The 24,950-nt window shown below is 68.6% G+C and carries 22 protein-coding genes and 1 tRNA gene; 12 read left to right on the top strand and 11 right to left on the bottom strand.

Features of this window, described 5'->3' with window-relative positions; genetic code table 11:
- Positions 1–2 precede the first annotated feature (2 nt).
- From V7053_RS06510 to V7053_RS06495, 4 genes are all read left to right on the top strand, one after another.
- Positions 3–1,352 carry a S8 family serine peptidase gene (locus V7053_RS06510; RefSeq protein ID WP_334171455.1) on the top strand — a complete coding sequence of 450 codons (1,350 nt, stop codon included), beginning with the start codon at positions 3–5 and terminating at the stop codon, positions 1,350–1,352.
- Between the two features lie 4 nt (positions 1,353–1,356).
- Positions 1,357–2,775, top strand: coding sequence for an NAD(P)/FAD-dependent oxidoreductase (locus V7053_RS06505; protein ID WP_334171454.1), 1,419 nt, complete (start codon positions 1,357–1,359; stop codon positions 2,773–2,775).
- A 116-nt stretch (positions 2,776–2,891) separates the two neighbouring features.
- Positions 2,892–2,965 (top strand) — tRNA-Leu (locus tag V7053_RS06500).
- Positions 2,966–3,322: 357 nt separating this feature from the next.
- Positions 3,323–4,693 (top strand): ABC transporter substrate-binding protein, encoded by a 1,371-nt coding sequence (locus V7053_RS06495; protein ID WP_334171453.1) that lies wholly within the window; start codon positions 3,323–3,325, stop codon positions 4,691–4,693.
- Positions 4,694–4,755: 62 nt separating this feature from the next.
- Here V7053_RS06495 and V7053_RS06490 read toward each other — a convergent pair whose 3' ends face one another.
- The 5 genes from V7053_RS06490 to V7053_RS06470 form a co-directional block, all read right to left on the bottom strand.
- Positions 4,756–5,553: an ABC transporter ATP-binding protein gene (locus V7053_RS06490; RefSeq protein WP_334171452.1), complete on the bottom strand. Its 798-nt coding sequence runs from the start codon at positions 5,551–5,553 to the stop codon at positions 4,756–4,758.
- Positions 5,550–6,611, bottom strand: a complete 1,062-nt coding sequence (locus tag V7053_RS06485; RefSeq protein WP_334171451.1) for an ABC transporter ATP-binding protein — start codon at positions 6,609–6,611, stop codon at positions 5,550–5,552. The genes V7053_RS06490 and V7053_RS06485 overlap by 4 nt, the downstream gene beginning before the upstream one ends.
- Entirely contained in the window at positions 6,608–7,576 is a 969-nt protein-coding gene (locus V7053_RS06480; RefSeq protein WP_334171450.1) for a branched-chain amino acid ABC transporter permease, read from the bottom strand. The genes V7053_RS06485 and V7053_RS06480 overlap by 4 nt, the downstream gene beginning before the upstream one ends.
- A gap of 9 nt (positions 7,577–7,585) precedes the next feature.
- Positions 7,586–8,872: a branched-chain amino acid ABC transporter permease gene (locus V7053_RS06475; protein WP_334171470.1), complete on the bottom strand. Its 1,287-nt coding sequence runs from the start codon at positions 8,870–8,872 to the stop codon at positions 7,586–7,588.
- A gap of 333 nt (positions 8,873–9,205) precedes the next feature.
- The gene (locus V7053_RS06470; protein ID WP_334171469.1) at positions 9,206–9,502 is read right to left on the bottom strand and encodes a GroES family chaperonin; all 297 of its coding nucleotides are present in this window, start codon (positions 9,500–9,502) and stop codon (positions 9,206–9,208) included.
- A gap of 181 nt (positions 9,503–9,683) precedes the next feature.
- Here V7053_RS06470 and V7053_RS06465 point away from each other — a divergent pair, with 181 nt between their 5' ends.
- Entirely contained in the window at positions 9,684–10,517 is an 834-nt protein-coding gene (locus V7053_RS06465) for a Bax inhibitor-1/YccA family protein (protein WP_334171449.1), read from the top strand.
- A gap of 1,079 nt (positions 10,518–11,596) precedes the next feature.
- Here the strand turns inward: V7053_RS06465 and galK are convergent.
- From galK to V7053_RS06450, 3 genes are read right to left on the bottom strand one after another with little or no spacing between them, the layout of a single operon-like run.
- Positions 11,597–12,754: a galactokinase gene (gene galK, locus V7053_RS06460; protein WP_334171448.1), complete on the bottom strand. Its 1,158-nt coding sequence runs from the start codon at positions 12,752–12,754 to the stop codon at positions 11,597–11,599.
- The gene (galT, locus tag V7053_RS06455) at positions 12,751–13,872 is read right to left on the bottom strand and encodes a galactose-1-phosphate uridylyltransferase (protein ID WP_334171447.1); all 1,122 of its coding nucleotides are present in this window, start codon (positions 13,870–13,872) and stop codon (positions 12,751–12,753) included. Before galT ends, galK begins: the two co-directional genes overlap by 4 nt.
- The gene (locus V7053_RS06450) at positions 13,869–14,651 is read right to left on the bottom strand and encodes a DeoR/GlpR family DNA-binding transcription regulator (protein ID WP_334171446.1); all 783 of its coding nucleotides are present in this window, start codon (positions 14,649–14,651) and stop codon (positions 13,869–13,871) included. Before V7053_RS06450 ends, galT begins: the two co-directional genes overlap by 4 nt.
- Before the next feature lie 245 nt (positions 14,652–14,896).
- Between V7053_RS06450 and V7053_RS06445 the strand changes: the two genes are divergently transcribed.
- The 3 genes from V7053_RS06445 to ilvA all read left to right on the top strand — a co-directional run bounded on the left by V7053_RS06445 (position 14,897) and on the right by ilvA (position 18,445).
- Positions 14,897–15,829, top strand: a complete 933-nt coding sequence (locus V7053_RS06445) for an aldose 1-epimerase family protein (protein ID WP_334171445.1) — start codon at positions 14,897–14,899, stop codon at positions 15,827–15,829.
- 216 nt (positions 15,830–16,045) lie between these two features.
- Positions 16,046–17,167, top strand: a complete 1,122-nt coding sequence (locus tag V7053_RS06440) for an AI-2E family transporter (protein ID WP_334171444.1) — start codon at positions 16,046–16,048, stop codon at positions 17,165–17,167.
- 24 nt (positions 17,168–17,191) lie between these two features.
- Positions 17,192–18,445, top strand: coding sequence for a threonine ammonia-lyase (ilvA, locus tag V7053_RS06435; protein WP_334171443.1), 1,254 nt, complete (start codon positions 17,192–17,194; stop codon positions 18,443–18,445).
- Positions 18,446–18,675: 230 nt separating this feature from the next.
- Here ilvA and greA read toward each other — a convergent pair whose 3' ends face one another.
- Together greA and V7053_RS06425 are read right to left on the bottom strand one after the other, a co-directional pair.
- On the bottom strand, positions 18,676–19,167 hold the full coding sequence (gene greA, locus V7053_RS06430; protein WP_334171442.1) for a transcription elongation factor GreA: 492 nt from the start codon (positions 19,165–19,167) through the stop codon (positions 18,676–18,678).
- Between the two features lie 214 nt (positions 19,168–19,381).
- Entirely contained in the window at positions 19,382–19,837 is a 456-nt protein-coding gene (locus tag V7053_RS06425; RefSeq protein WP_334171441.1) for a DUF4307 domain-containing protein, read from the bottom strand.
- Between the two features lie 18 nt (positions 19,838–19,855).
- On the opposite strand from V7053_RS06425, the gene mca reads away from it, so the two are divergent.
- The 3 genes from mca to V7053_RS06410 are packed head-to-tail and all read left to right on the top strand — an operon-like array spanning position 19,856 to position 23,323.
- A complete protein-coding gene (gene mca / locus V7053_RS06420; RefSeq protein WP_334171440.1) occupies positions 19,856–20,761 on the top strand; it encodes a mycothiol conjugate amidase Mca in 906 nt (301 codons plus the stop codon).
- Between the two features lie 22 nt (positions 20,762–20,783).
- Positions 20,784–21,134 carry a hypothetical protein gene (locus V7053_RS06415; RefSeq protein WP_334171439.1) on the top strand — a complete coding sequence of 117 codons (351 nt, stop codon included), beginning with the start codon at positions 20,784–20,786 and terminating at the stop codon, positions 21,132–21,134.
- A gap of 59 nt (positions 21,135–21,193) precedes the next feature.
- Positions 21,194–23,323, top strand: coding sequence for a thioredoxin domain-containing protein (locus V7053_RS06410; RefSeq protein WP_334171438.1), 2,130 nt, complete (start codon positions 21,194–21,196; stop codon positions 23,321–23,323).
- 24 nt (positions 23,324–23,347) lie between these two features.
- Here V7053_RS06410 and trhA read toward each other — a convergent pair whose 3' ends face one another.
- Entirely contained in the window at positions 23,348–24,022 is a 675-nt protein-coding gene (trhA, locus tag V7053_RS06405; protein WP_334171437.1) for a PAQR family membrane homeostasis protein TrhA, read from the bottom strand.
- Positions 24,023–24,265: 243 nt separating this feature from the next.
- Here trhA and uppS point away from each other — a divergent pair.
- Positions 24,266–24,950 (top strand): polyprenyl diphosphate synthase (gene uppS / locus V7053_RS06400; protein ID WP_334171468.1); only part of this gene is annotated, 685 nt, incomplete at its 3' end.

Here is a 24,950-nt window from a genome sequence, read left to right as displayed (position 1 = left end):
GCATGCAGGTGCTGCCCCTCACATCCCGTCGCACGGCGCGGCCGCTCGCCGGCCTCCTCGCCGCTTTCGCGAGCCTCGCGCTCGTCGTCGGAGCCGTCCTCGCACCCGCCGCGGCGGCCCACGCCGACACGGTGCGGGACGGCGAGTACTGGCTCTCCGAGTACGGCATCGACAAGGCCTGGAAGGTATCCCAGGGCGCGGGCACGACCGTGGCCGTCATCGACAGTGGGATCAACGGCGGCATTCCCGACCTCCAAGGCGCCGTTTCGGGCGGCACTGACGTCTCGGGAAGCGGCCAGCCCGACGGCCAGAAGCCGATCGGCGCCGAACCCGAGCACGGGACCCTCGTCGCGTCCGTCCTTGCGGGGCGCGGTCACAACGCGGACGGCTCTCCGGTGCCAGCGGGAGCAACGGGATCGGACGGCGTCGTGGGCGTCGCGCCCCAGGCCCAGCTTCTCACCGTCTCGACGTGGCTCGGCTCGGCGAATCCGGCCGGTCGCACCGACATGCAGCAGATCCCCGACGCCGTGCGGTGGGCGGTAGACCACGGCGCCAAGGTGATCAACATGTCGCTCGGCAGTTCGTCGCCGGACTGGCCTCCGAGCTGGGACGCCGCGTTCCTCTATGCCGAGCAGAAGGACGTGGTCGTCGTGGCCGCCGCCGGGAACCGAGGCGCCGGGAACGCCCAGGTCGGTGCGCCGGCCACCATCCCCGGTGTTCTCACGGTCGCGGGCCTCGACCGGCAGGAGCATGCGAGCGTGGACGCGTCGTCGCAGGGGGTGAGCATCGGTGTCTCGGCGCCAGCCGAGCAGCTGGTGGGCGACCTGCCGGACGGCACGTACGCCCAGTGGGCGGGCTCCTCCGGTGCTGCTCCGATTGTCGCGGGGGTAGCCGCCCTGATCCGTTCGAAGTGGCCTCAGATGAGCGCAAACCAGGTCATCAACCGCATCATCTCCACTGCGAAGGACGCCGGGGCCCCCGGTCACGACCCGATCTATGGCTACGGGATCCTCAATGCGGAGGCCGCTCTCACCGCGGACGTCCCGGAGACGAAGGTCAACCCCCTGGGATCGATCGCCGACTGGATTCGGGTCCACCGCCCGGACGCCGCCGCCCCGACTCCGGCGCCCAGCATCACGAGTCAAGCACCCTCGAGCGAGCCGCCTCTCGCCGAGGCGGCGCCCCCCGCGCCGGTGGCCTCGGCCGACGCCTCGCCGTGGCCGGCCGTCGTCGTCTTGGGCTTCGGAGGGATCCTTCTCGCGATCCTCGTCGGCGGCACCTGGCACGTCCTCGCGGCCCGCAGAAGAGACGTCGAAAAAGATAGTGAAACTTTTCACAAGCTGTTACAGTAGATCCATGCCTTCCACCATTGATCTTGTAGACCGCCCGCGCGTTCTCGTCGCCGGCGGTGGTTACGTTGGTCTCTACGTCGCCCTCGGGCTTCAGAAGAAGATCGCCCAGGCCGGTGGCATCGTCACCGTCGTCGACCCCATGCCGTACATGACGTACCAGCCGTTCCTCCCCGAGGTGGCTGGCGGCAACATCGAGGCCCGCCACGTCGTGGTCCCGCTGCGCCGGACTCTTCCAGAGTCCGAGGTGATCCAGGGCTCGCTCGTCTCGGTCGACCACGCGAGCCGGAAGGCCGTGGTCCAGCTCCCGGGCAACGAGGGCACCGTCGAGATCCCGTATGTGGACATCGTCATGGCAGCGGGCGCGATCACCCGCACCTTCCCGATCCCCGGCCTTGCCGAGAAGGGCATCGGCAACAAGACCATCGAGGAGGCCATCGCCCTCCGCAACCAGGTGCTCGAGCGCATCGAGTTCGCCTCGACGGCCGCCGACCCGGCCGAGCGTCAGGCGGCGCTCACGTTCGTCGTCGTGGGCGGCGGTTTCGCTGGCATCGAGACCCTCACCGAGCTCGAGGACCTTGCTCGCTCGACCGTCGCGGAGAACGACCGCGTCAAGCAGGAGGAAGTCCGGTTCGTCCTCGTCGAGGCGATGGGCCGCATCATGCCCGAGGTCACGCCCGAGCAGGCGGACTGGGTCGTGGAGCACCTGCGCAGCCGCGGCATCGAGGTCCTGCTCAACACCTCGCTCGCGAGCGCCGAGGACACGCTCAAGCTCATCAACATGCCGGACAAGTCCCCGGCGCAGGAGTTCGCCGCCGACACGCTCATCTGGACGGCTGGCGTCCAGGCCAACCCGGTGGTCCGCTCGAGCGACTTCCCGCTGGAGCCGCGCGGCCGCATCCGCGTGCTCCCTGACCTCCGCGTCGCAGGCGACGAAGGCATCGTCGAGAACGCCTGGGCGGCTGGGGACATCGCCGCTGTCCCGGACCTGACTGGCAAGGGCCTTCCGGACGGCACCTGTGTTCCGAACGCGCAGCACGCGCTCCGTCAGGCAAAGCTCCTCGCGAAGAACCTCTGGGCCTCCCGGTGGGACCGCCCGCTCGAGGACTACAAGCACAAGAACCTCGGCGCTGTCGCCGGCTTCGGGCCGTGGAAGGGTGTTGCGAACATCAACGTCGTGGGCCACATCGGCCTCCACGGGCCGCTGGCCTGGCTCGCGCACCGCGGCTACCACGGCCTCGCGATCCCGACCGTGGAGCGCAAGTTCCGCGTCGGCCTCGACTGGCTCTCGGCGCTGTTCGCGGGCCGCGACAACACGCCGCTGGAGAATCTCGACAACCCGCGCGCGTCGTTCGTCGCCGCCGCGAGCCCCAAGCCCAAGACGATCGCCCCGCCGGCCGAGCCTGCGAAGGTGCCTGCCCAGTAACTGCGCAGCTCGCCGCAAGTACCGCACGACGGCGACCGCACCCCGAAGGGGGAGCGGTCGCCGTCGTCGTTGTCATGCCGCCCCCGAGGGCCCCTCGGACGGTAGTCTGGATCAATGCCCCAGTAGCCCAATTGGCAGAGGCAGCGGACTTAAAATCCGCCAAGTCAGGGTTCGAGTCCCTGTTGGGGCACGTTCTGCACGTCGACCAAAGGCCCATTCAGCTGGTCGCCCGAGTTTCCCTGGATATCGTCCAGCAATGCGTCTCGTGGGATCCTCGGATGAGGGGTTTTTCGATGGGTCGAGAAGAGAATTCAAAAGCTGAATTGGCTTGCTGAGCCGAAGACCGCCTCGCGCTGGCGCTGGGGACTGCCGAGTCAAGTCCTGTTGCCGAGGCGATAGCCCTCTTGTGCAGAAGCCGTTATGAGGCTGTGACCTGTGGTTCTTCTGTGAATAACAACGGTGGTCTAGCCTGACGTTGTGATCAGGAACACACCTGAATCCACCTATCTGGGGAGTTCGGCGCCCTTCGATGGAGGAGAAGAATCGAATGATTGCTCGTCATGAGGTAGTGCCCCGTGTCGCCAAGCTAACCGCTCTTGGCGTCGGGGTCGCCCTGCTCGCCACCGCGTGCGGGGGAAGTCCGTCGGGGGGTTCGTCGGGGAGTAGCACCAGCTCCGCGGCCGCAGGAGGCATCTCATGCCCTGCGCCGAGTTCCGGTGGAGGGCCTCAGGCCTCCGGAGGCGCGACCACGGTCGCGCCGTCGGACGTTCCTAAGTCTTCGACGACATCACCCACGCCGCTCAAGATCGGTTCGCTGCTGCCGCAGACAGGCGCACTCGCGTTCCTCGGGCCTCCCGAGATTGCCGGGGTGAACCTCGCGGTCAAGCAGATCAACGACGCGGGCGGCGTCCTCGGCCATCCCGTCGAGGCGATCCACCGCGACTCGGGCGACACGACGACCGATATCGCCACCCAGTCCGTCACGAACCTCCTCGGCCAAGGGGTCAGCGCTATCGTGGGCGCCGCGTCCTCTGGCGTTTCCCAGACCGTGATCAACCAGATCACCGGCGCGGGAACCGTCATGTTCTCCCCGGCCAATACCTCGCCCGTGTTCAGCACGTGGCCGGCCCACGGACTGTATTGGCGTACGGCTCCCTCCGACGTCCTGCAGGGCCGCGTGCTCGGCAACTACATGGCCTCGTGCGGTGCGCAGACGCTCGGCCTGCTCGTCCTGAATGACGCCTATGGCACGGGTCTTCGGGACAACGTCGTCAAGGCCTTCCAGTCCGCGGGCGGCAAGGTTGTGGACCAGGAGCTCTTCAACGAAGGCGATTCGCAGTTCAGCTCTCAGGTCGACAAGGTGGTGGCAGCCAAGCCCGATGCGATCGCCGTGATCTCCTTCGACCAGGCCAAGCAGATCATCCCGCTGCTCACGGCCAAGGGGATCAAGCCGTCGCAGATGTTCTTCGTTGACGGCAACACCTCGGACTACAGCAAAGACCTCAAGCCGGGCACCCTCGCAGGGTCCCGTGGGACGATCCCTGGAACCTTCGCCAGCGACAGCTTCAAGGCTCAGCTCAAGACGATCGACCCGAGCCTGAAGGACTACAACTACGCGGGCGAGTCGTGGGACGCCGTGAACCTCATCGCACTCGCGGCCGAGGAAGCCAAGAGCACGAAGGGCACCGACATCGCCAAGCATCTGCAGGATGTCTCGGAAGGCGGGCAGAAGTGCTTCGACTTCGCGACCTGCGTGACGCTGCTCCGACAGGGCAAGGACATCGACTATGACGGCCAGTCGGGACCGGTGTCGTTCGCCGCGAACGGCGATCCGACCGAGGCCTACATCGGCCTCTACGAGTTCGACAACAACAACGTGCCACAGCCGATCAGCCAGGAATACGGCAAGCTCTCCTAAAGAAGAGCCTCGCAGATGAAGGCCCCGGACCTCACGAGGTCCGGGGCCTTCATCTGTCGTCCCTACTCGCCCGCGCGGTCGACCGTGTCGGCAAGGGTCCCGAGGTAGAGCTGGATGACCTTGGGGTCGTGGAGGAGCTCCCGGCCGGTCCCTGTATAGGCGTCCTTGCCCTGATCGAGGACGTAGCCCCGGTCGCAGATCTGGAGGCAGCGCCTGGCGTTCTGCTCGACCATGATCACCGAGACTCCGGCGCGGTTGACCTCGTGGACCCGCAGGAAGGTCTCGTCCTGTTTCACGGGAGAGAGACCCGCGGAGGGCTCGTCGAGGAGCAGGACGGCCGGATCCATCATGAGCGCCCTGCCCATCGCGACCATCTGGCGCTCGCCGCCCGAAAGCGAGCCCGCCCGCTGGGTGCGACGACGCGCGAGCTCAGGGAACAGCTCGGTGACGAAGTCCCAGCGTTCCTTGAAGCTCTTGGGCCGTTGGAACACGCCCATCTGCATGTTCTCCTCGATGGTGAGGGTCGTGAAGACGTTGTTCGTCTGGGGAACGAAGCCGACCCCACGGCTCACGAGCTTGTTCGCCTTGAGCCCCGTCAGCTCCTGGCCGCGGACGACGACGGACCCCGAGTGCACCTTGACGAGCCCGAACATGGCCTTGAGGAGGGTCGACTTGCCGGCACCGTTCGGGCCGATGATCCCGATCAGTTCGCCTTTCCGGGCCTCGATGCTGCAGCCATTGAGAATGTTGACGCCGGGCAGGTAGCCGGCCACGAGATTCTTGACGCTGACAACGGCGTCGCCGTCCGCGGCGGCGGCCTGGGCGCGGGCGGGGCCTGCCTGGGCTGGTTGCTCGCTCATTCGGCGTCATCCTTCCGCAACTGGGATCCGTGCGAGGCGGCATCGTCGTCCTGGGGCGGCTGCACCGCGAGCGTCTCGGCGTCGTCGTCGCCGGCGCCGCGGGCGAGAATCCCGGCGTCGGCCGTCCCGACCACCGACTCTTCGTCCGCGGCGAGATCGGCCTCGAGTTCCTCGATGCCCTGTGTCGAGCCGAGGTCCACGTCGTGGTGTGCACCCAAGTACGCGTCGATGACGGCCTGGTCCTTCATCACCTCGATGGGAGGTCCCTCCGCCACGATCTTTCCCTCCGCCATGACAACGACCCAGTCTGCGATGTGCCGGACCACGTGCATGTCGTGCTCGACGAACAGCACCGTCATGCCCTCCGCCTTGAGATTCTTGACATGGTCGAGGAGGCTCTGCGAGAGCGCAGGGTTGACTCCCGCCATGGGCTCGTCGAGCATGACGAGCTTGGGGTTCACCATGAGGGCTCGGGCCATCTCGAGGAGCTTGCGCTGGCCGCCGGAAAGGGAAGCAGCGTAGTCGTCCCGCTTGGTGTCGAGTTTGAACTTCGCAAGGAGTCCCTCGGCCTGGGCGGTGATGTCCTTTTCACGCTTGCCCCAGATGCCGCGGAAGAGTGCGTTCCGCAGCTTCTCTCCGGGCTGGGCCGAGGCTCCCAGACGCATGTTCTCCATGACCGTGAGCTTGCCCATGACCTTGGTGAGCTGAAACGTCCGCACCATGCCGAGGCGCGCGACCTTGTAGGAGGACATGCCTGACAGATTGGTTCCTTCGAACTGCCACGAGCCCGAGTTGGGGTTGTCGAAGCCGGTCAGGACGTTGAACAGCGTGGTCTTTCCCGCGCCGTTCGGTCCGATAAGCGCCGTGATCTTGTGCCGGGGGACTTCCAGATGGTCGACGTCGACGGCGGTGATGCCCCCGAAGCGGCGGGTCACCTTGTCCACGACCACGATCGGATCGCGCTTCCTGCAGCCCGGCCCGACCGGGCCCTCGGCAATGGGGCGTCCGTCCGCCATGTAGTCGACCGTCTCGGCGGTCGTGGTCTCGGGATGGCTCATGAGAACGCCAGCTCCTTCTTGTTGCCGAAGACGCCCTGGGGCCTGAAGATCATGAGCAGCATGAGCGCGATGCCGACGAGGATGTACCGAAGCTGGCCTGCCTGCGAGGGATTGAGCCACGGCAGCGCGCCGATCTGGATGAGGCCGAAGAGGACGTTCTGGGTGAGCGAAAGCACGACCCAGAAGAGCATGGCTCCAATGACCGGGCCGAGCACCGTCGACATTCCTCCCAGGAGGAGGCAGGTCCACAGGAAGAACGTCAGCTCGGTGCCGTAGTTCGCCGGCTGGACAACGTCGCGGGGGAGTGTGAAGACGAGACCGGCGAGAGCGCCGAACACGCCCCCGATCACGAGGGCCTGCATCTTGTACGCATATACGTTCTTGCCAAGAGACCGTACGGCGAGCTCGTCTTCGCGGATCCCCTTGAGCACCCGCCCCCATGGGCTGCGCATGAGCAGCCACACTGCGATTCCGAGGACGATCACGAGGCCCCAGCCGAACACGCGGTAGAAGAAGTCCGGGCTGCTGTATCCGAGGTAGTTCCCGGGCGGGAACGGGTTGAGGCGCAGGAAGTCCTGCCGGAAGCCCGCGAGTCCGTTGGCGGACCCCGTCACGTCGGTGAGGGTGTTCGTCGTGACGATGTACCTGATGATCTCGGCGGCCGCGATCGTCACGATCGCGAGGTAGTCGGCGCGGAGCCGCAGGGTGGGGATGCCGAGGATCAGCGCGAAGGCAACCGAGCAGACGACCGCGAGGAGGAAGCCGAGCCACCACGGCACGCCGAAGTGGATCGTCGACATCGCGAAGGCGTACGAGCCGACAGCCATGAAGCCCGCCTGCCCGAAGTTGAGCAGGCCAGAGTAGCCGAAGTGAACGGCGAGGCCGAGCGCGGCGAGGGCGTAGGCTGCCGTCGTCGGGCTCACCAACTCGCCGAGGGCCTCACTGAAGATCAGACCGAAATCCATCCTTGCCTCCTAGCCCACACGCTCGCGGCGGCCGAGGATGCCCTGCGGCCGGAACAGGAGCACGAGGATCATGACGACCAGCGCCCCGACGTACTTGAGGTCGGAGCTCAGACCGAAGACGGTCGTGAGCTCAACGAAGATGCCGACGACGACCGATCCGACGAGGGCGCCGAACACCGTGCCCAGACCGCCGAGCGTGACGCCCGCGAAGATCATGAGCAGGATCTGCTGGCCCATGTTGAACGTCACGCCGGGGCGGTAGTACGCCCACAGGATCCCGCCGAGAGCGGCGAGCAGCCCTCCCATGACCCACACGAGGCGGATGACGCGGTCGACGTCGATGCCGCTAGCGGCAGCGAGGGCAGGGTTGTCGGCAACGGCGCGGGTGGCCTTCCCCAGCCGCGTCCGGAGGAGCACGAACCCGATGAGTGCGATCACGACAACCGAGATGAGAAGGGAGATGAGATTGTTCGGCGACACCGAAACGGGTCCCAAGTCGATGTCCGAGGTCTGGGAGTAAGGCAGCTGCTGGGTTTCGCCGCCGAAGAAGAAGAGGATGACGTAGCGCGCCGCGAGGGCTAGCCCGATGCTCACGATCATCATCGGCACGAGGCCCGTTCCGCGCCGCCGAAGCGGCTTCCACAGGAGGGCATCCTGCGCGTATCCGAACACGGCGCCGGAGAGCAGGCCGCCGAGGATCGCGAGCCAGAACGGCGCGCCGACGCTGCTGAGCGAGAAGACGACGACGGCGCCGAGAGTCACCATCTCCCCGTGGGCGAAGTTGGTGAGGCCAGTGGTCCCGAAGATGAGCGAGAGCCCCACCGAGGAGAGGGCGAGGAGAAGGCCGAAGCTGAGCCCGGCGACGAGCCGGTTGGCTAGGTCTCCGAAGAAGCTCCCCTGATGGACGGTGATGCCGGCACCGAACGCGAAGATCGTGCTCACGTTCGTTGTCTGGTTGAAGGTGACCGTCCGCGGGTTCTCCTGGCCCGCCGCGAGCTTGACTCCTGACGGGAGCGTCGACTCGTCGAGCGTCAGCTGGTAACTGCCCTCCGTGGGCACGGAGATGCTCCACGAGCCGTTGGGCGCTGAGGTGGTGCTTCCCTCGAAGCCGTTGCCCTTCGCAGTGATCTTGACCCCTGCGAGCGGTTGGCCAGCGTTGCGGAGGAACCCCGAGATGGTGTTGGGGAACTGGGACGTGGACCCCGAGCTGCTGGGCGATCCGGAACTGCTGGGCGAGGGCGACGGCGAGCTCGTCGCCCCAGCGGCCGGCGTGACCGCCAGGAGGAGGGCGAGCAGAACGCCGAGGAGCGCTCCTGCCGCCGAAAGCGATCGGAAGAGCCGCGAGGGGTGGCCGGTGCGGCGGCCTCGCCTCGTGGCGCTCTCTCGTCTATTCACGTTGGACCTCCGCGATTCCGGGGGCGGGGGCTGGCCGAAGTCAGCTCAGGACGGACCGACGGCGGGATGCGTGGTGCGTTTGTGACGCATCTCACCTGATGGAACGTCATGTTACTCGGCGGGAGGTCGCAAGGACTTACGCTGTCGGGGCCGGAAGGTAGAGATCAGGTAACGACTGCCTCACAGGGGGCCGAGAGGCGCGGGCTGGCCTTCGGAGACCGGGCCGGAGCCGGGTCAGAGGTAGAGGCCGAGCTCGCTTTCCCGGGCCTCCGGCTCGGCGACGGCGTGGAGGTCCCGCTCGCGGAGCAGGATGTAGTCCTTCGTGGCCACCTCGACTTCGGACCGGTCCTCCGGATCGAACAGAACGCGATCGCCCACGGAGACCTGGCGGACGCTGGGCCCCGCCGCGACGACCTGTGCCCATGCGAGCCGTCGACCGAGGCTGGCGGTCGCCGGAATCACAATCCCTGACGCCGAACGCCGCTCGCTCGCGTCTTTGTCGAGCTGAACGAGGATCCGGTCATGGAGCATGCGCAGGGGGAGCCGGGACGGCGTGGCGGACTGCAAGTCGTGGGACGAGCGTTCGGAGCTGTCGGCGTGAGACACGTCAGACAGTCTAGTGCCGTGCGGGAACGCGCCCACGGTGGTGTTCGTGCACTTGGTAGCGTCTTCAGCGCAAGCTCCATCACCGCACCTGATAGAGGAGTCACCCATGGCCTTTGGCGGCAATCCCGTCTTCCGGGGCAAGAACTTCAAGAGTGCCGTTGCGGCACCGCCCGTCCAGCACGCGGGCTATGCACCGCCGATGACGGCGGAGCAGCTCGACGAGCTGTACCGCGCACCTTCGGCTGGCCCGGCAGAGACCGGGCGCGTCACGTACGACGACGTCATCGTCAAGACGCTCGTCTGCCTCGGCGCCGTCGTGGTCGGGGCGGCCGTCACGCTCGCTACCCCGCCCGCCGTCGCCCTCGGCCTCACCCTCGTGGGCGCCCTGGGCGGCTTTGTCCTCGGGCTTGTCAACACGTTCAAGCGAGAGCCGTCTCCAGCGCTCGTCCTTGCCTATGCGGCTCTTGAGGGACTCTTCCTCGGGGGCCTCACCCTGCTGCTCGACCGCGTGGCCCCCGGGATCGGACTTCAAGCCGTGCTCGGCACGTTCGCCGTCGCGGCCGTCACGCTCTTCCTGTACCGCAGCCGCAAAGTTCGGGCGACCCCCGGCCTCGCGAGGTTCTTCCTCATCGCGATCGTCGGCTACCTCGCGTTCAGCGTCGTGAACCTCTTCCTGATGCTGTTCGGCGTCGTCCAGAACCCGTGGGGACTCCGGGGCATCACGGTGTTCGGTATCCCGCTCGGGGTCGCCATCGGGCTCCTCGCAGTGGTTCTCGCCGCGATCTCGCTCATCTTCGATTTCAACAGCATCGAGCTGGCGGTCAAGGCCGGGGCTCCCCGTCGGGTCGCTTGGACGGCGGCATTCGGGCTCACCGTGACGCTTGTCTGGCTGTACACGGAGATTCTGAGAGTGCTTGCGATCGTGAACAGCAACGACTAGCTGGCACTGAGAGCGCGCCGAGTCCGGCACTGAGTTTCTGCCCCCAGGGACTAGGTGGTCGGCGGGGCGGCTAGCGTCGTTCCAGGGGTCCGAGAGGACCGAGGAAGACCAGGGGGACCGCTGTGCCGAACGCCAAGCCGCTGCCGAATGCCAAGCCACCCGCGGGCGCCGTCTTCGGTGGGCTCTCGGCCTCGATGTTCCTCGCTGCCCTCATCGTGACTGCCTCCATGCCGCAGGCGCAGGCTGTGCCGACGCAGACGGACACGGAATGCCTGAGTGAGGGTTGCCCGGGCGATGGGGGGCCGCCAACCCCGGACGGCGCGGCAACTCGCGGCTCTGAGCAGGCTGGGGAGCCCACCCCGCCGGCGCCTCTCGAACCAGCGCCGGCTGGACCCTCGCCCGCTGGATCCGCGCCGGAATCTTCCTCGCCGGGCGGATCCTCGCCAGCTGAACCGGGCGGACCCCCGCCGGCATCTTCCTCGGCAGGCGGACCTTCTCCCTCTGGACCCGCGCCGGCTGAAACCTTGCCGGTATCTTCCTCGCCGGATGGACCCCGGCAGGCGGGCGGCGAAGCGAACACCACCCGCGCTGACCCGCTGCAGCCGGAGACCGCGCCCGAACCCGGGGCGTCCGGGGCTCGCCTGGGTTCCCTTCTCCCGCAACCCGCGCTTCCGGCTTCGGAGTGGGCCCCGCTCCGCAGGGCCGAGGTCAGCGCTGGAACCGGCGGCGACCCATCGAGTTCGGGCTCGAGCGGGGCGAACCGGCGGGCGGCTGGACCGGGAGCGGGCGAGCCCTCCTCTTCGGAGGCAACAGGGGTCGCAGTCGCAGGCCAACCTGGCGAAGGCCCCGCTTGGGGCTTCGCCTCGCTTGAAAGCTTCCCCAGCGCACCACTTCTCGCGACGGTCGCGATCGGTGGGGCCATCGCGACGGCGACGGTGCGCTCGATCGGCCCCACACCCCGAAGGACGAGGGGCAAAGAGCAGGGCGCTCGCTGAGCGCAGCTCGCTTGCGCTGAGCGAGGCACTCAGGCGAACCCTGTGCGTTCCCCCCGCCGAGGCTCCCCCAGCCTCTGCCCAGGCCTAGGCGAGTCTCCGGGCACCGTCTGCGGGGGTCACGGTGAAGAGCCGCGGGGCGCGGAAGCCGCGCTCGGCGAAGGCGGAAAGGACGGCGTCGCGGACCCGCTGCTCGTCGTCCTCGGGGACCAGCGCGATGGCGGAGCCGCCGAAGCCACCCCCGGTCATCCGGGCCCCGATCGCTCCCGCCCCACGGCTGGCCTCGACGGCCGCGTCCAGCTCGTCGCAGGAGATCTCGAAGTCGTCGCGCATGGAGACATGGCTGGCATCGAGGAAGGATCCGATCGCGGCGGGCCCAGAGGCTCGGAGCGCGGCCACGCTGTCGAGCACGCGTTGGTCCTCGGTGACGACGTGCCGCACGCGTCGGAAGGTGGTCTCGTCCATGAGGCCCCGGGCCTCGTCGAGGTCGTCGACGGAGACATCGCGGAGGGCTTTGACCCCGAGCACCTCGGCGCCGAGCTCGCAGGCCTCCCGCCGGTTCGCGTAGCCGCCGTCCGCGTGGGAGTGGGCCACCCGTGTGTCGATCACGAGGGTGACGAACCCGGCCGCAGCGGCATCGAAGGGGACGAGCTCGGCGCTCTGGTCCCGGCAGTCAAGGAACACGGCGTGCCCCGACCGGCCGCGGAGTGAGGCGGACTGGTCCATGATCCCCGTCGGCGCTCCGACGAAGGCGTTCTCGGCCCTCTGCGTCGTCAGGACGAGCTGCTGGGCGTCGAGTCCAGCCCCCGTGACCTCGTTGAGGGCTGTCGCGACGGCGCATTCGATCGCGTGCGAGGACGAGAGTCCCGCCCCGAGCGGGACGTCCGAGTCGAGGACGAGCTCGAAGCCGGGCACGTCGATTCCGCGCTCTTGGAACGCCCAGACGACCCCCGCCGGGTAGACGCTCCAGCCGGAGGCTCGTTCCGGCCGCAGGTCCCGCAACGAGAGCTGGGTGGCCCCTCCCTCGGCTCCGGCAGTCGAAAGGAGGCGCACGACGCCGTCGTCCCGGACCCGCAGAGCGACGCATGCGGCAAGGTCGATCGCGAAGGGGAGAACGAAGCCCTCGTTGTAGTCGGTGTGCTCACCGATCAGGTTCACCCTCCCCGGCGCGGTCCACACGCCGTCGGCCGCTTCGCCGAAGGCGTCGTGGAAGGCCGCCGTGACCTGCTCCGTGCGCGGGCTCATCGGCCTGCCTCCGAAACTGCTTCCCGAAGGCGGGCGGCGACGTCCTCGGCACGCGTGTCATTGATGAACGCGCCCATGGCGGCCTCCGATCCTGCGAGGTACTTGAGCTTGTCCGCTGCGCGGCGCGGCGATGTGAGCTGGAGATGGAACCGGGAGGGCGGCCCGAGCGCGGGGTCGAGCGGTGCCTGGAACCACGCGGCGATGTAGGGCGTCGGTGTCTCGTAAAGGGCGTCGACCCCGCCGAGGAGCCGCAGGTACACCTCGGTCAGCTCGTCCTTCTCCTCGCCGCTGAGGCCAGCGAAGTCGGCGACGTGGCGGTGCGGGACCAGATGCACTTCGACAGGCCAGCGCGCCGCGAACGGGACGTACGCGCTGAAGTGCTCGCCCTCGAGGACCATGCGGGCCCCGTCTGAGCGTTCCCGGTCGAGGAGGGATCCGAGCAGAGTCTGCGTCCCATCGGTCGCATCGAAATGGCGGCGGGCAGCCTCGGCGAGCTGCGCTCCACGCGGGGTGAGATAGGGGTACGCGTAGATCTGGCCGTGGGGATGGTGCAGTGTGACGCCGATCTGGGCGCCCCGGTTCTCGAACGGGAACACCTGCCGGATCCCCGGGAGCGCGCTCAGAGCGGCTGTGCGGTGTGCCCACGCCTCGACCACGGTGCGCGCGCGGGTGTAGGGGAGCGCGGCGAAGGAGCCCGAGTGCTCCGACGTGAAGGCGACGACCTCGCATCGGCCCGCGGCGGCCACGGTCTCACCCCACGGGAGGGCGGCAGGGAGCTCCGCAAGCGTGGGCCCGAGCGACGGGAAGCGGTTCTCGAAGACGACGACGTCGTAGTCGGGATCGGGGATTTCGGACGCGAACGTCGGCGTGCTCGGGCACAGCGGGCACGCGTCGGCAGGCGGAAGGTGGGTCCGCGTCTGGCGGTGGGCGGCGACGGCAACCCAGTCGCCGCTGAGCGCGTCGTAGCGCAGCTCCCCGGGCTCGGGCCGGGGCGGCAGGTCCCGCGCGTCCGGCACGGGCGCGCGCCGGGGAGTCCCAGGATCATCGAAGTAGATGAGCTCGCGACCGTCCGCGAGCGTGCTTCGCGTGACGGCGGAAAGGCCGGCGGCTGTGCTCATGCGTGGCTCCCAGCAGTGGAGGTGTCGGCAAGGATGACGTGGGGAATCCGGTCGTCGAGTTCGCGGCGCGCTACGTCGGAGAGACCGGTGTCCGAGATGAGCGTGTCTGCTCGCTCGAGCGGGGAGATCTGGGCGAGGCTCAGGAGTCCGTACTTGGTGCTGTCCGCCAGGACGACGAGGCGGGCTGCCGCATCGGCTGCCGCCCGGTTCGTCTCGGCCTCGAGGAGGTTGGGGGTCGTGAGGCCACCCCGCGGATGCAGTCCGTGGACACCCATGAAGCAGATTTCGACATGGAGCCGGGCGAGCGACGCAGTCGCGAGCGGGCCCACGAGCGCCTCGGACGGCGTGCGCTCGCCGCCGGTGAGGATCGTGCGAACCGAGTGCCCGAGCGCTTCGGCCACTTTGATCGAGTTGGTGGCCACCGTGAGGTCGGGGACGGTGGGAAGGAGCTTCGCGAGGGCGAAAGTGGTCGTGCCAGCAGTGACGAAGAGCGTCGAGCCGGGTCGGACGAGTGCGACCGCCTCCCGCGCGATCGCCGACTTGGTGTCTGCGTGATGCCCGAACTTGACCTCGAAGCCAGGCTCGGCGAACGCGAAGTCGACCACTCTGGCCGCGCCGCCGTGAACCCGCCGGGCGAGTCCGAGATTCTCGAGCTGCTCGATGTCCCGGCGGATCGTCATCTCGGAAACCGAGAGCGAGGCCGCAAGCTCCGCGACCCTGACCGCCTCTCGCTTCTCAAGCTCCGCCACAATGCGAGCATGGCGTTCTGCTGCCAGCACGGTCGTCCCCCTGCACTCTTGCAAGCTGCCAGCAGTTGCCTCCAACTGCGATTCACAGCAACTCAACTTTTCTCACAAAACATAACATTTCTGGTCCGAGAACGGAAGGGTCGACTTCTCTGGGCCGAGCGGGAGGCTCGCACAGTGAGAGGCACAGTGAGAGGCACAGTGAGGGGGCGCGCTGAGAGGCCCAGTGAGAGGCGCGGCGAGAACGGAAGGGCAAGAGGGCGCTAACGTGGTGAACCATGAGTGGAACCCGTCCGGCCCTCACCCGTCGCACGAGCGCGACCGGCCGTCAGTATCGTCTTGCACGGAAGGGAAGCGCCGCGGTCGTCACCGAACTCGCCGCCGGCCTCCGCTCGTTCGAGATGGCCGGCACGCAGCTCACGGAAACCTACGCCGACCACCAGATCCCGCCCGGCGCCGTCGGCATCACGCTGGCGCCGTGGGCCAATCGGATCGAGGACGGCCGATGGATCCTCGACGGGGCGGTCCAGCAGCTCGACATCACGGAGCCGTCGAAGAACAACGCAAGCCATGGTCTGCTCCGCAACACGGGCTACGAGCTCCTCGAGCATCGCGAAGACAGCGTGGTGCTCGAGGGTACGGTCTTCCCGCAGCACGGCTATCCGTTTCTGGTGCGGCACCGTGTGGAGTACCGAATAGACGACGACGGCGGCCTCCGCGTCCGCCAGACCCTCGCCAACGACTCCGGGCGTCCTGCGCCGTTCGTGCTCGGTGCGCATCCGTACCTCCGGCTCGGCGATGTCGAGACCCGCGAGCTCACGCTGACGGTGCGCGCCGCGGGCCGCCTCGTGACCGACGAGCGGCTCATCCCGCGCTCGGCGGCGCCGGTGGCAGGGGAGTGGGACCTCTCGGCTGGCCGTCGCGTGGGCACTCTCGACCTCGACTCGGCGTACACCGATCTCGCCTTCCAGGACGGCATCGCCCGGGCGACGCTCACGGCCCCGGATGGGCGCGCTGTGTGGCTGTGGCAGGACGATCGCTGCCCCTACACGCACGTGTTCGTGACGCGGCGTTACCCAGGCCGTGAAGTCGCCGTCGCCCTCGAGCCGCAGACCGGACCGGCCAACGCCTTCAACAGCGGAGAGGGCCTCGGCTGGCTCGCCCCGGGTGAGGAGACGGCGATGGAATGGGGGATCGGGGCGGCGCTCTGAACGCGGCCGGGATGACAGGATGGGGGGATGGACGCCTCCGACGCACCCCGGACCGACGCCCCTGAACCTTCCCCGCTTCCCGGGGATCTGCCGACCCACGCCGATCGTGCGCCAGCCCAAGCCCGGGAAGCCCAAGCCCGGGAATCTCAACGGCGAGAATCTCAACGGCGGGAATCTCAGCGCCGAGAATTCCAGCGCCGAGAAATTCAGCGACGCGTGACCGACGCCGATCTGCCCTTCTCGCTGCGCCTCGCCGCCGCGTGGTCGTGGCGCCTCGCGATCATCCTCGCCGTCGCGAGCGCTGCCCTCTGGGGGCTCGCGCACCTGAGCTTCCTCGTGATCCCCCTGCTCGTGGCGGCGCTCCTCGCTGGCCTGCTTGGCCCCGTGGTTGCATGGCTGCGCCGCGCCCGAGTCCCGCGCGGCCTCGCCGTCGCCCTGACGGAGCTCGGCTTCATCGGGATCGTCGTGGGGCTTCTGACGCTCGTGGGGCGCCAGATCTCCGCCGGCCTGGTGCAGCTCTGGGACCAAGCGCTCGCAGGCCTGACCGAGGTGCAGAGGTGGCTCGCCGAGGGCCCACTCCAGATCACGGCCTCGCAGCTCCAGACCTACATCGACAACGGCAAGAACCTGCTCCATAACAACCAGAGCGGGCTGCTCAACGGGGTCCTGAGCGTCGGCAGCTCGGCCGGGCACATCATCACGGGCGCGCTCATCGCGCTGTTCGTCCTCGTCTTCTTCCTGCTCGAGGGCGAACGCATCTGGATGTTCCTCGTCGGGCTGCTTCCGCGGGCCGCGCGAGCGGCGACCGACGGCGCGGGACGGGCCGGGTGGGTCTCGCTCGTGAGCTACGTCCGGGTCCAGGTCCTCGTCGCGGCGGTCGACGCCGTCGGGATCGGCGCGGGCGCCGCGATCCTCGGCGTCCCGCTCGCCCTCCCGCTCGGGATCCTCGTGTTCGTTTCCTCCTTCATCCCCGTGGTCGGAGCCCTCGTGAGCGGCGCGGTCGCCGTCCTGCTGGCGCTTGTTGCGAACGGCTTCGTCAACGCCATGGTCATGCTGGCGGTTGTCGTCGCGGTGCAGCAGCTGGAAAGCCACATCCTGCAGCCGCTCGTCATGGGACGCGCCGTCGCCCTGCACCCGGTGGCCGTCGTCCTCAGCGTCGCGGCAGGCTCCTACCTCGCGGGCATCCCGGGCGCCCTCTTCGCGGTGCCCACCCTCGCCGTCGCAAACTCCGCCGTTCGCTTCATCTCAGCCCGCGCATGGGAAACTGATAGAGCGCTGACCCTGCCGGAGGCTCCCTCCGCGGGCTCGGCGCCGAAGAATCCTGACGAAACATCCTGACGAAACACCCTAGGAGCCGGACCGATGAATGTCCTCTCGACCCTCGCTGTGACGCTGGACGATGTCCTTGCTGCACAGGAGCTGCTCGAGGGCATTATTGCCAGGACTCCGATCGAGACGTCGAGGGCCCTCGGCCAGATGGTCGGCTCCGATGTCTTCTTCAAGTGTGAGAACCTTCAGCGGGCCGGCTCGTTCAAGGTGCGCGGCGCCTATGTGCGCATGGCCCGGCTGAGTGCTGAGGAGCGGGCGCTCGGTGTCGTCGCGGCCTCCGCCGGCAACCATGCCCAAGGCGTCGCCGTCGCCGCGAAGCGCCTCGGAATCAGGGCCCGCATCTATATGCCGCTCGGCGTCGCCCTCCCCAAGCTCCAGGCTACGCGGAGCCACGGCGCTGAGGTCATCCTGCATGGTCACAACGTCGACGAAGCGCTCGCCGAGGCGAAGCGCTACGCGGAGGAGACGGGCGCGGTGTTCGTCCACCCCTTCGACAACGTCGACGTCGTGGCGGGCCAGGGCACGGTGGGCCTCGAGATCCTCGAGCAGATTCCCGATGTGGACACGATCCTCATGGGCGTCGGGGGCGGGGGCCTCCTCGCGGGCGTAGCCGTGGCCGTCAAGGCCAGAGCGGCGCAACTCGGCCGCGACATCCGCGTGATCGGCGTGCAGGCGGAGAACGCGGCCGCCTACCCGCCGTCGCTCGCCGCCGATGCGGTCGTACCGCTCCAGAAGGTCGCCACCATGGCGGACGGCATCGCCGTCGGGCTTCCCGGCCAGATCCCGTTCAGCATCATCCGCGAACTGGTCGACGACGTCGTGACCGTGAGCGAGGATTCCCTCGCACGGGCGCTCATCTTCCTCCTCGAGCGGGCCAAGCTCGTCGTCGAGCCCGCAGGGGCCGTCGGCGTCGCAGCGCTCATGGACGGCAAGCTCGCCGAACTGGGGATCAACGCCAAGAAGACCGCCGTCATCCTCTCGGGCGGCAACATCGACCCGATGCTCATGCTCAAGGTGATCCAGCGCGGCCTCTCCGCCGCGGGACGATTCCTGACGGTGCGCATGATGCTCGACGACCGCCCCGGCTCTCTCGCCACCATCTCGCGCATCATCGCGGAGAACGACGCAAACGTCACCGGCGTCGACCACACGCGGGTGGGCGGTTCCATCGCCATGGGCGACGTCGCGATCACGATCGACATGGAGACGAAGGGCCATCAGCACTCGGACCAGGTCCTCGAGGCCTTGCGCGCCGAGGGCTTCCAGCCGATCGTCATCCACGTCTGACCGTCTGATCTGGCGCGCCAGGGTAGGGGCGCGCCAAGGTAGGTGCGCACCAGAGTGGGCTGCGCGCCAGAGTATGCCGCGCGCCAGAGGACGGGGACTGAATCCCGCGACTCGCCCACGCACGACGGCGGCGCCCCACCCCTCGAAGGGTCGGCGCCGCCGTCGTCTGTCGCTCTGCACACCGCCGCTGCCCGCGGCCGCGCTGAAGGGTGCCGGGACGGCACCCGCGATCAGCCCGCGTACGGGGTGGCCGAGATGATCTCGACCTTGATCTCCTTGCCGTTGGGCGCAGTGTAGGAGAGCTTCTCGCCCTGCTTGTGCCCGATGATCGCTGCACCGAGCGGCGACTTCTCGCTGAAGACGTCGATCTCGGCGTCGCCCGCGATCTCGCGCGAGCCGAGAAGGAACCGCTCCTCGTCGCCGGCGATCTTGGCCACGACGAGCATGCCGGGCTCGACGACGCCGTCGTCGGCGGGCTTCTCGCCGACCTGTGCGTTGCGGAGGAGCTCCTGCAGTTGGCGGATGCGGGCTTCGATCTTGCCCTGCTCCTCCTTGGCCGCGTGGTAGCCGCCGTTCTCCTTGAGGTCGCCCTCCTGGCGGGCCGCCTCGATCCTCTCGACGATCTCGTGACGGCCGGCACCTGAGAGGTGGTCAAGCTCGGCCTTCAGGCGGTCGTACGCCTCCTGCGTGAGCCATGCGCCGCCATGGTGGGTGGTGGTCATCTCGTCTCCTCCATCAATCCGTGCACGTTCCTGCACGGCCTTCCATGCAAAGACCCCGCCGGAGTGCTGCGGCGACCGGGTGGGACCCGGTGCGCCTGCTGCCACCGACGGGGCATTGGGTATTAGTCCATTGTAGTGAGCGAGTCAGGCGATCCCAAGCTGGACTGAGGCGCGTGTCACACGCCCAAGCGTCGAACGGGATGGACCGGGCTCGTCAGGTGCCCGCGATCCAGCACGAGTCGATCGAGACGGAGACAGCCTCGCTCTGCGTGCGAAGCGCCACGTGCGCCTGCTGGGTCACCTCGCCGGAAGCACCCGGGACCGGCCCGAATTCCAGCTGTTTCCAGCCGACGACCCCGAACGAGCTGTCGAGCGCCTTCACGGTGCAGTAGGCGGTCTGGGACGCCTCCTTGGTGACCTGGATGTCCTCGGTCGCATGCCACGCGTCCGGAGTCGTGAAGTTCACGTCCTTGAAGGAGACGGTCTGGGCGTTTCCGCTCCACGCGAACACGGCGACCCCGATGACGACGACGACGAGCGCGACGGCGGAGAGGACCAGCCCGGCGCGCTTTGTCAGCTTGCGGCGCGGCGCGCCGTAGCGGTCGCCATACCGCGCGCTGCCGCCATGGGCGGGCCGCGAGTCGGCTGCTGCTCCGGGGCTTTGAGTCACCTGACTATTCTAGGAGACGTGTCTGTAGGTAACGACCCGCTCCGCCTGCTCGCCGTCCATGCGCACCCCGACGACGAGTCCAGCAAGGGTGCCCCGATGATGGCCAAGTACCTCTCCGAGGGACACGAGGTCATGGTGGTGAGCTGTACAGACGGATCCCGAGGGGACATCCAGAACCCTGCCCTCCTCGGACACCCCCACGCGGACCGGGATATGGGCGGGGTCCGGAGGCTCGAGATGGCCGAGGCGCAGCGCATCATCGGCATACAGCACCGTTGGCTCGGATTCACCGACTCGGGCCTGCCCGAGGGCGACCCGCTGCCGCCGTTGCCCTGGGGTGCGTTTGCGACCTTCCCGCTGCATCAGGCCGCCGCGCCGCTCGTGCGCCTCGTGCGGGAGTTCCGGCCCCACGTCGTCGTCTCCTATGACGAGAACGGCGGTTATCCGCACCCGGACCACATCATGGCCCATCGCGTTGCGGTCGAGGCTTTCCGTGCGGCCCCGCTCGAGGACGAGTACCCGGACGCGGGCGAGCCCTGGGCGCCGTCGAAGCTCTACTACGACGTGCCCTTCAACGTCCGCAAGTACGAGACCTTCCACCGCGCGCTGCTCGAGGCTGGCCTCGAATCGCCCTACGCACGCTGGGTCGCCTCGGCGACGGAGGACGACGCCGAAGGCCACCATCCGTGGGCAGCCAGGCACCCCGTGACGACCCAGATCGAGTGCGGCGAGTACTTCGAGATCCGCGACCGTGCGCTCGCCGCCCATGCGTCCCAGGTCGACCCGAACGGTTCGTTCTTCGCGGTCTCGCTCGAGCTTCGGCAGCGCCTGTGGCCCTGGGAGGACTACTCGCTCGTCTCGTCCTCGGTGGGCTACCCCGCTGACGGTCGGACGGAGACGGATCTCTTCGCCGGGCTGCGATAGTTCCGCACGCTAGGATTGTTGGGTGCATTCTCTGCTTCTGGCCCTCGCCGCCACGCCCAGCCCGACCGATTCGGGGACTCTTCGCCCGGGCCTGACCGATGACCAGATCACCCCGGGAATCTGGGGTTTCCTCTCGACCGCGTTCATCGTCGTCCTCATGCTGTTCCTCATCGTGGACATGGTCCGGCGTCTCCGCCGCGTCCGGTATCGCAGCCAGGTCGAGGAGGAGCGCGCCGCCGGCGAGACGCCCGAGGTCCGCGAGGACGCCGACGACGCTGGCGAAGACGGGGCTTCGGATTCCGCGGCCGCGGCCGACGGTGCTGTGTCTGAGGACGGGACCTCCCCCGGCCGCGGCCCCAAGGCCCCGCGCTAGGCACATCCGCCCGGGACCTCGGCTGTGTACTCGGCCCGTTCCGGGGGAGACTCAGGGGTATGGCGAACCGACTAGCCGGGAGTCCCTCGGCGTATCTCCGGCAGCACGCGGCGAATCCCGTCGACTGGCAGCCGTACGGGGATGAGGCCTTCGCCGAAGCCAAGCGCCGCGGCGTCCCAGTCTTCGTCTCGATCGGCTACGCCGCCTGCCACTGGTGCCACGTCATGGCCCACGAGTCATTCGAGGACCTCGCGACGGCAGCGGTGCTGAACGAGCGGTTCGTGAGCATCAAGGTGGACCGCGAGGAGCGTCCCGACGTCGACGCCGTCTACATGGCGGCCTGCCAGGCCATGAGCGGTCAGGGCGGCTGGCCCCTGAGCATCTTCGCCCTTCCCGACGGACGGGCCTTCTACGCTGGCACCTATTTTCCGCCGATGCCATACCCGGGGCGCCCCAGCTTCCGTCAGATTCTCGACGCGGTGTGGGAGGCCTGGACCGAGCGCCGCGAGGCTGTCGAACAGCAGGCGGCGGCGCTTGCCGAGGGTCTCGGCGGGGTGTTCTCGGCCCACCTCCTCGACGTCGGGACCCTCGCGGCCGGTGTCGATCCCCAGCCGCCCGGTGTCGATCCTCAGACGCTCGAGGCCGCCGTCGCTGGGCTGGCCCGCATCGAGGACCCCGAGCATGCCGGCTTCGGCGGCGCGCCCAAGTTCCCGCCGTCGCCCGTTCTCGAATTCCTCATCCGCCACGCGGCCGGAGCGTCTTCGGGCAGCGAAAGCGCCGAGGTCGCCCGCGGAATCGCCGGCCGGACACTCGCATCCATGTGCCGCTCGGCACTCTTCGACACGCTCGGTGGTGGATTCGCCCGGTATTCGGTGGCGGGGGACTGGTCTCTCCCGCACTACGAGAAGATGCTCTACGACAACGCCCAGCTTCTGCGGGTGCTCGCACGCTGGGTGCGCCTCGGCGGCTCCGACGTTTTCCCCCTCGGGGAGGCACGTGGTGCCGCGAGCCTGACGGCGGACTGGCTCGTCCGGGAGCTTGGCCTCCCTGGGGGCGGCTTCGCGTCGTCGCTCGACGCCGACTCCGAACGTGACGGCCGCAGCGTCGAGGGGGGCTACTACGTGTGGACCAGGCGGGAGCTCGCCGAGGCTCTGGGCGGTGAGAACGCGGACGACGCCGCGCGCCTCGCCTCGGCCTTCGGGCTCCCCGGCGGTGCGCACGCCGACAGCGCCGCCCCTCTCCACGCGGGCCGCGAGCTCGGCCCGGAAACTCGCAAGGTCCTCGAACGTCACCGGGCGGCGCTCGTCGCCGTCCGGGCCGGCCGTACCCCGCCGGGGCGGGACGACAAGGTGGTCGCGGGCTGGAACGGACTCGCCGTCGCGGCCCTTGCGGACGCGGCGTGGGCGCTCGAGAGACCCGAACTCCTCGACGAGGCGCGTCGCACCGCCGAGCTTCTCGCGACGGTTCATTGGGACGGGGAGCGGCTCCTCCGAGTGTCGCACGGGGGCTCGGCAGCGGGGATCGAGGGGCTCCTGGCCGACTACGCCGCCTGCGCCGAGGGCGCGTTCACGCTCTACGCAGCAACCGGCGAGGAACGCTGGTACAAGTGGGCGGAGCAGCTTGTCGACGCCGTCACCGAGCGCTTCATCGCGGACGGTTTGCTCTCGGACGAGGCGGCGGCACCCGGAGAGCAGTCGGCGGGTGTCCGCGCCGCCCTCGCCGGAGCCCGCACGCTCGACCCGCACGACACCGAGACGCCGAGCGGAGCCTCGTTGTTCGCGGGCGTCCTTCTGGCGCGCGCGGCCTACAGCGGCTCCACCGAGGACCGTTCGCTCGCTGCATCGATCCTCTCCGGGCTGCCCCGGGTGCTCGCCCAAGGGCCCAGAGTGGCCGGATGGCTCCTTGCCGTGGCCGAGGCTGCACTGATGGGTCCGCTCGAGATCGCCGTCGTCGGCGCCCCCGGCGAGGCCCGGCGTCGCCTCCTGGCCGAGGCATGGGCAGCGCCCAGCCCAGGGCGAGTCATCGCCGTCGGCGAGCCTCGGTCCGCAGACGGAACCGTCCCGCTGCTCGCCGGGCGAGCGTCGGCCCCCGACGGGGCGCCCCTCGCGTACGTGTGCCGGAACTTCGCATGCCGGCTCCCAGTGGGGAGGGCCGAGGAACTGGCCGAGCAGGTGAGGGCAGGAGGCTGACCTGCGCGCCGCCGATGACCTGCGTCAGAGTCCCGGGGCACCGAGTATCGCGACCATGATCGCGACGAAGTGCACGGCGAATCCGGCGACCGTGAAGGCGTGGAAGAACTCGTGGAAGCCGAAGTGGCGCCAGCTGAAGTTGGGCCGGCGGATCCCGTAGAAGACGGCGCCCGCGATGTAGAAGGCTCCGCCCACGCAGACAAGGATCGCGGCGGGGAGGTTCGCCCTGAAGAAATCGGGGAGGAACAGGAGCGCCGCGCAGCCGAGAGCGATGTAGATCGGCACATAGAGCCATCGCGGTGCGGTCATCCAGATGACGCGGAAGAGCACACCGAGCACCGCGGCGGACCAGACCGCGACGAGGAGGCCGATCGCCGTGGGGCGCGGAAGAAGCACCCATGAGAGCGGAGTGTAGGTGCCCGCGATGACAAGCATGATGTTCGTGTGGTCGATCCGCTTGAGGACCGCTTTCACGCGCGGCGACCAATTGCCGCGGTGGTAGACCGCCGAAACGCTGAACAGCGCGAGGCCGGTGAAGGCGTAGACGGCGCAGGCGATCTTTCGGTCTGCGGTCGGTGCCAGGGCGACGAGAACGATGCCCGCCACGAGGGCGATAGGCGCGGCAACGGTGTGGATCCAGCCCCGCCACGAAGGCTTCAGTGCCAAGAGTTCGGCGCGGGTCACCTCGTGCTGCCGCATGCTTCGAGTCTAGCTTGCATGAGTCTAAGTTACTCGACGGTAGGATCCTGGTCCCGGTCCGTCGTGCGGGTGGGTCAGCGCCGCTGCATCCCTCCCTGCCGGTAGGCTGGGGGCCATGCGTGAGCGGTGGCCGAGACTCTGGTGCGTCGCCCCGACGTCGAGTCGGGGCACGGCTTCGCCGCACCCGAAGCCCCGGTTGGGGTCGGCGCCGTGATCGGGAAGCGCCGGCAGGGGAAGGACCGAATGGAGCTTCCCGGCTTCCTCTACGGCTACTACGAGCGCCGGCTCCAGCGGGTCCTGACGCCCGAGAGCATCCCGGCTCACATCGGGGTCATGGTGGACGGCAACCGCCGCTGGGCGCGGCAGTTCAACGCACCCACAGCCCAGGGCCATCGGGCGGGTGCCGACAAGATCCATGAATTCCTCGGCTGGTGCCGCGAGCTCGGGGTCCGTGTCGTGACCCTGTACATGCTCTCGACGGACAATATGAACCGCTCGAGCGATGAGCTTGCAGAGCTCACCGAGATCATTGCCGAGACGCTGGACCGGCTCGATGACGACCCGAAGGTCTCCGTCCACGCCATGGGAGCACCCGAGCTCCTCCCGGACCACCTTGCCGAGCGCCTCGCGCGCCTCACGGCGAAGCCGAGCCCCTCCGAACCCCTCCACGTCAACGTCGCCGTCGGCTACGGAGGGCGCCGCGAGATCGTCGACGCCGTGCGCGACCTCCTGAGGGACGCGCTGGCCCGCGGCGAAGACATCGGAGCGCTCGCTGAACGGCTCGACGTCGACGACATCTCGCGGTTCCTCTATACCGCAGGGCAGCCGGACCCGGACCTCGTGATTCGGACCTCGGGAGAGCAGCGGCTATCCGGCTTCCTCATGTGGCAGAGCGCCTACAGCGAGTTCTACTTCTGCGAGGCCCTCT

Source organism: Sinomonas sp., assembly GCF_036848755.1.
Classification (GTDB): Bacteria; Actinomycetota; Actinomycetes; order Actinomycetales; family Micrococcaceae; genus Sinomonas.
The sequence above is the reverse complement of the archived record's forward strand: the minus strand, read 5'-3'. Positions and strand labels throughout refer to the sequence as shown.

Excerpts from the sequence above, each read along its gene's own strand:
- V7053_RS06445 (WP_334171445.1), top strand. The coding sequence starts at position 14,897 with ATGAGTGGAACCCGTCCGGCCCTCACCCGTCGCACGAGCGCGACCGGC.
- V7053_RS06485 (WP_334171451.1), bottom strand. The coding sequence starts at position 6,611 with ATGAGCCATCCCGAGACCACGACCGCCGAGACGGTCGACTACATGGCG.
- V7053_RS06480 (WP_334171450.1), bottom strand. The coding sequence starts at position 7,576 with ATGGATTTCGGTCTGATCTTCAGTGAGGCCCTCGGCGAGTTGGTGAGC.
- galK (WP_334171448.1), bottom strand. The coding sequence starts at position 12,754 with ATGAGCCCGCGCACGGAGCAGGTCACGGCGGCCTTCCACGACGCCTTC.
- V7053_RS06490 (WP_334171452.1), bottom strand. The coding sequence starts at position 5,553 with ATGAGCGAGCAACCAGCCCAGGCAGGCCCCGCCCGCGCCCAGGCCGCC.
- V7053_RS06505 (WP_334171454.1), top strand. The coding sequence starts at position 1,357 with ATGCCTTCCACCATTGATCTTGTAGACCGCCCGCGCGTTCTCGTCGCC.
- V7053_RS06510 (WP_334171455.1), top strand. The coding sequence starts at position 3 with ATGCAGGTGCTGCCCCTCACATCCCGTCGCACGGCGCGGCCGCTCGCC.
- V7053_RS06410 (WP_334171438.1), top strand. The coding sequence starts at position 21,194 with ATGGCGAACCGACTAGCCGGGAGTCCCTCGGCGTATCTCCGGCAGCAC.
- ilvA (WP_334171443.1), top strand. The coding sequence starts at position 17,192 with ATGAATGTCCTCTCGACCCTCGCTGTGACGCTGGACGATGTCCTTGCT.
- V7053_RS06470 (WP_334171469.1), bottom strand. The coding sequence starts at position 9,502 with ATGCTCCATGACCGGATCCTCGTTCAGCTCGACAAAGACGCGAGCGAG.
- galT (WP_334171447.1), bottom strand. The coding sequence starts at position 13,872 with ATGAGCACAGCCGCCGGCCTTTCCGCCGTCACGCGAAGCACGCTCGCG.
- trhA (WP_334171437.1), bottom strand. The coding sequence starts at position 24,022 with ATGCGGCAGCACGAGGTGACCCGCGCCGAACTCTTGGCACTGAAGCCT.
- V7053_RS06465 (WP_334171449.1), top strand. The coding sequence starts at position 9,684 with ATGGCCTTTGGCGGCAATCCCGTCTTCCGGGGCAAGAACTTCAAGAGT.
- V7053_RS06495 (WP_334171453.1), top strand. The coding sequence starts at position 3,323 with ATGATTGCTCGTCATGAGGTAGTGCCCCGTGTCGCCAAGCTAACCGCT.
- greA (WP_334171442.1), bottom strand. The coding sequence starts at position 19,167 with ATGACCACCACCCACCATGGCGGCGCATGGCTCACGCAGGAGGCGTAC.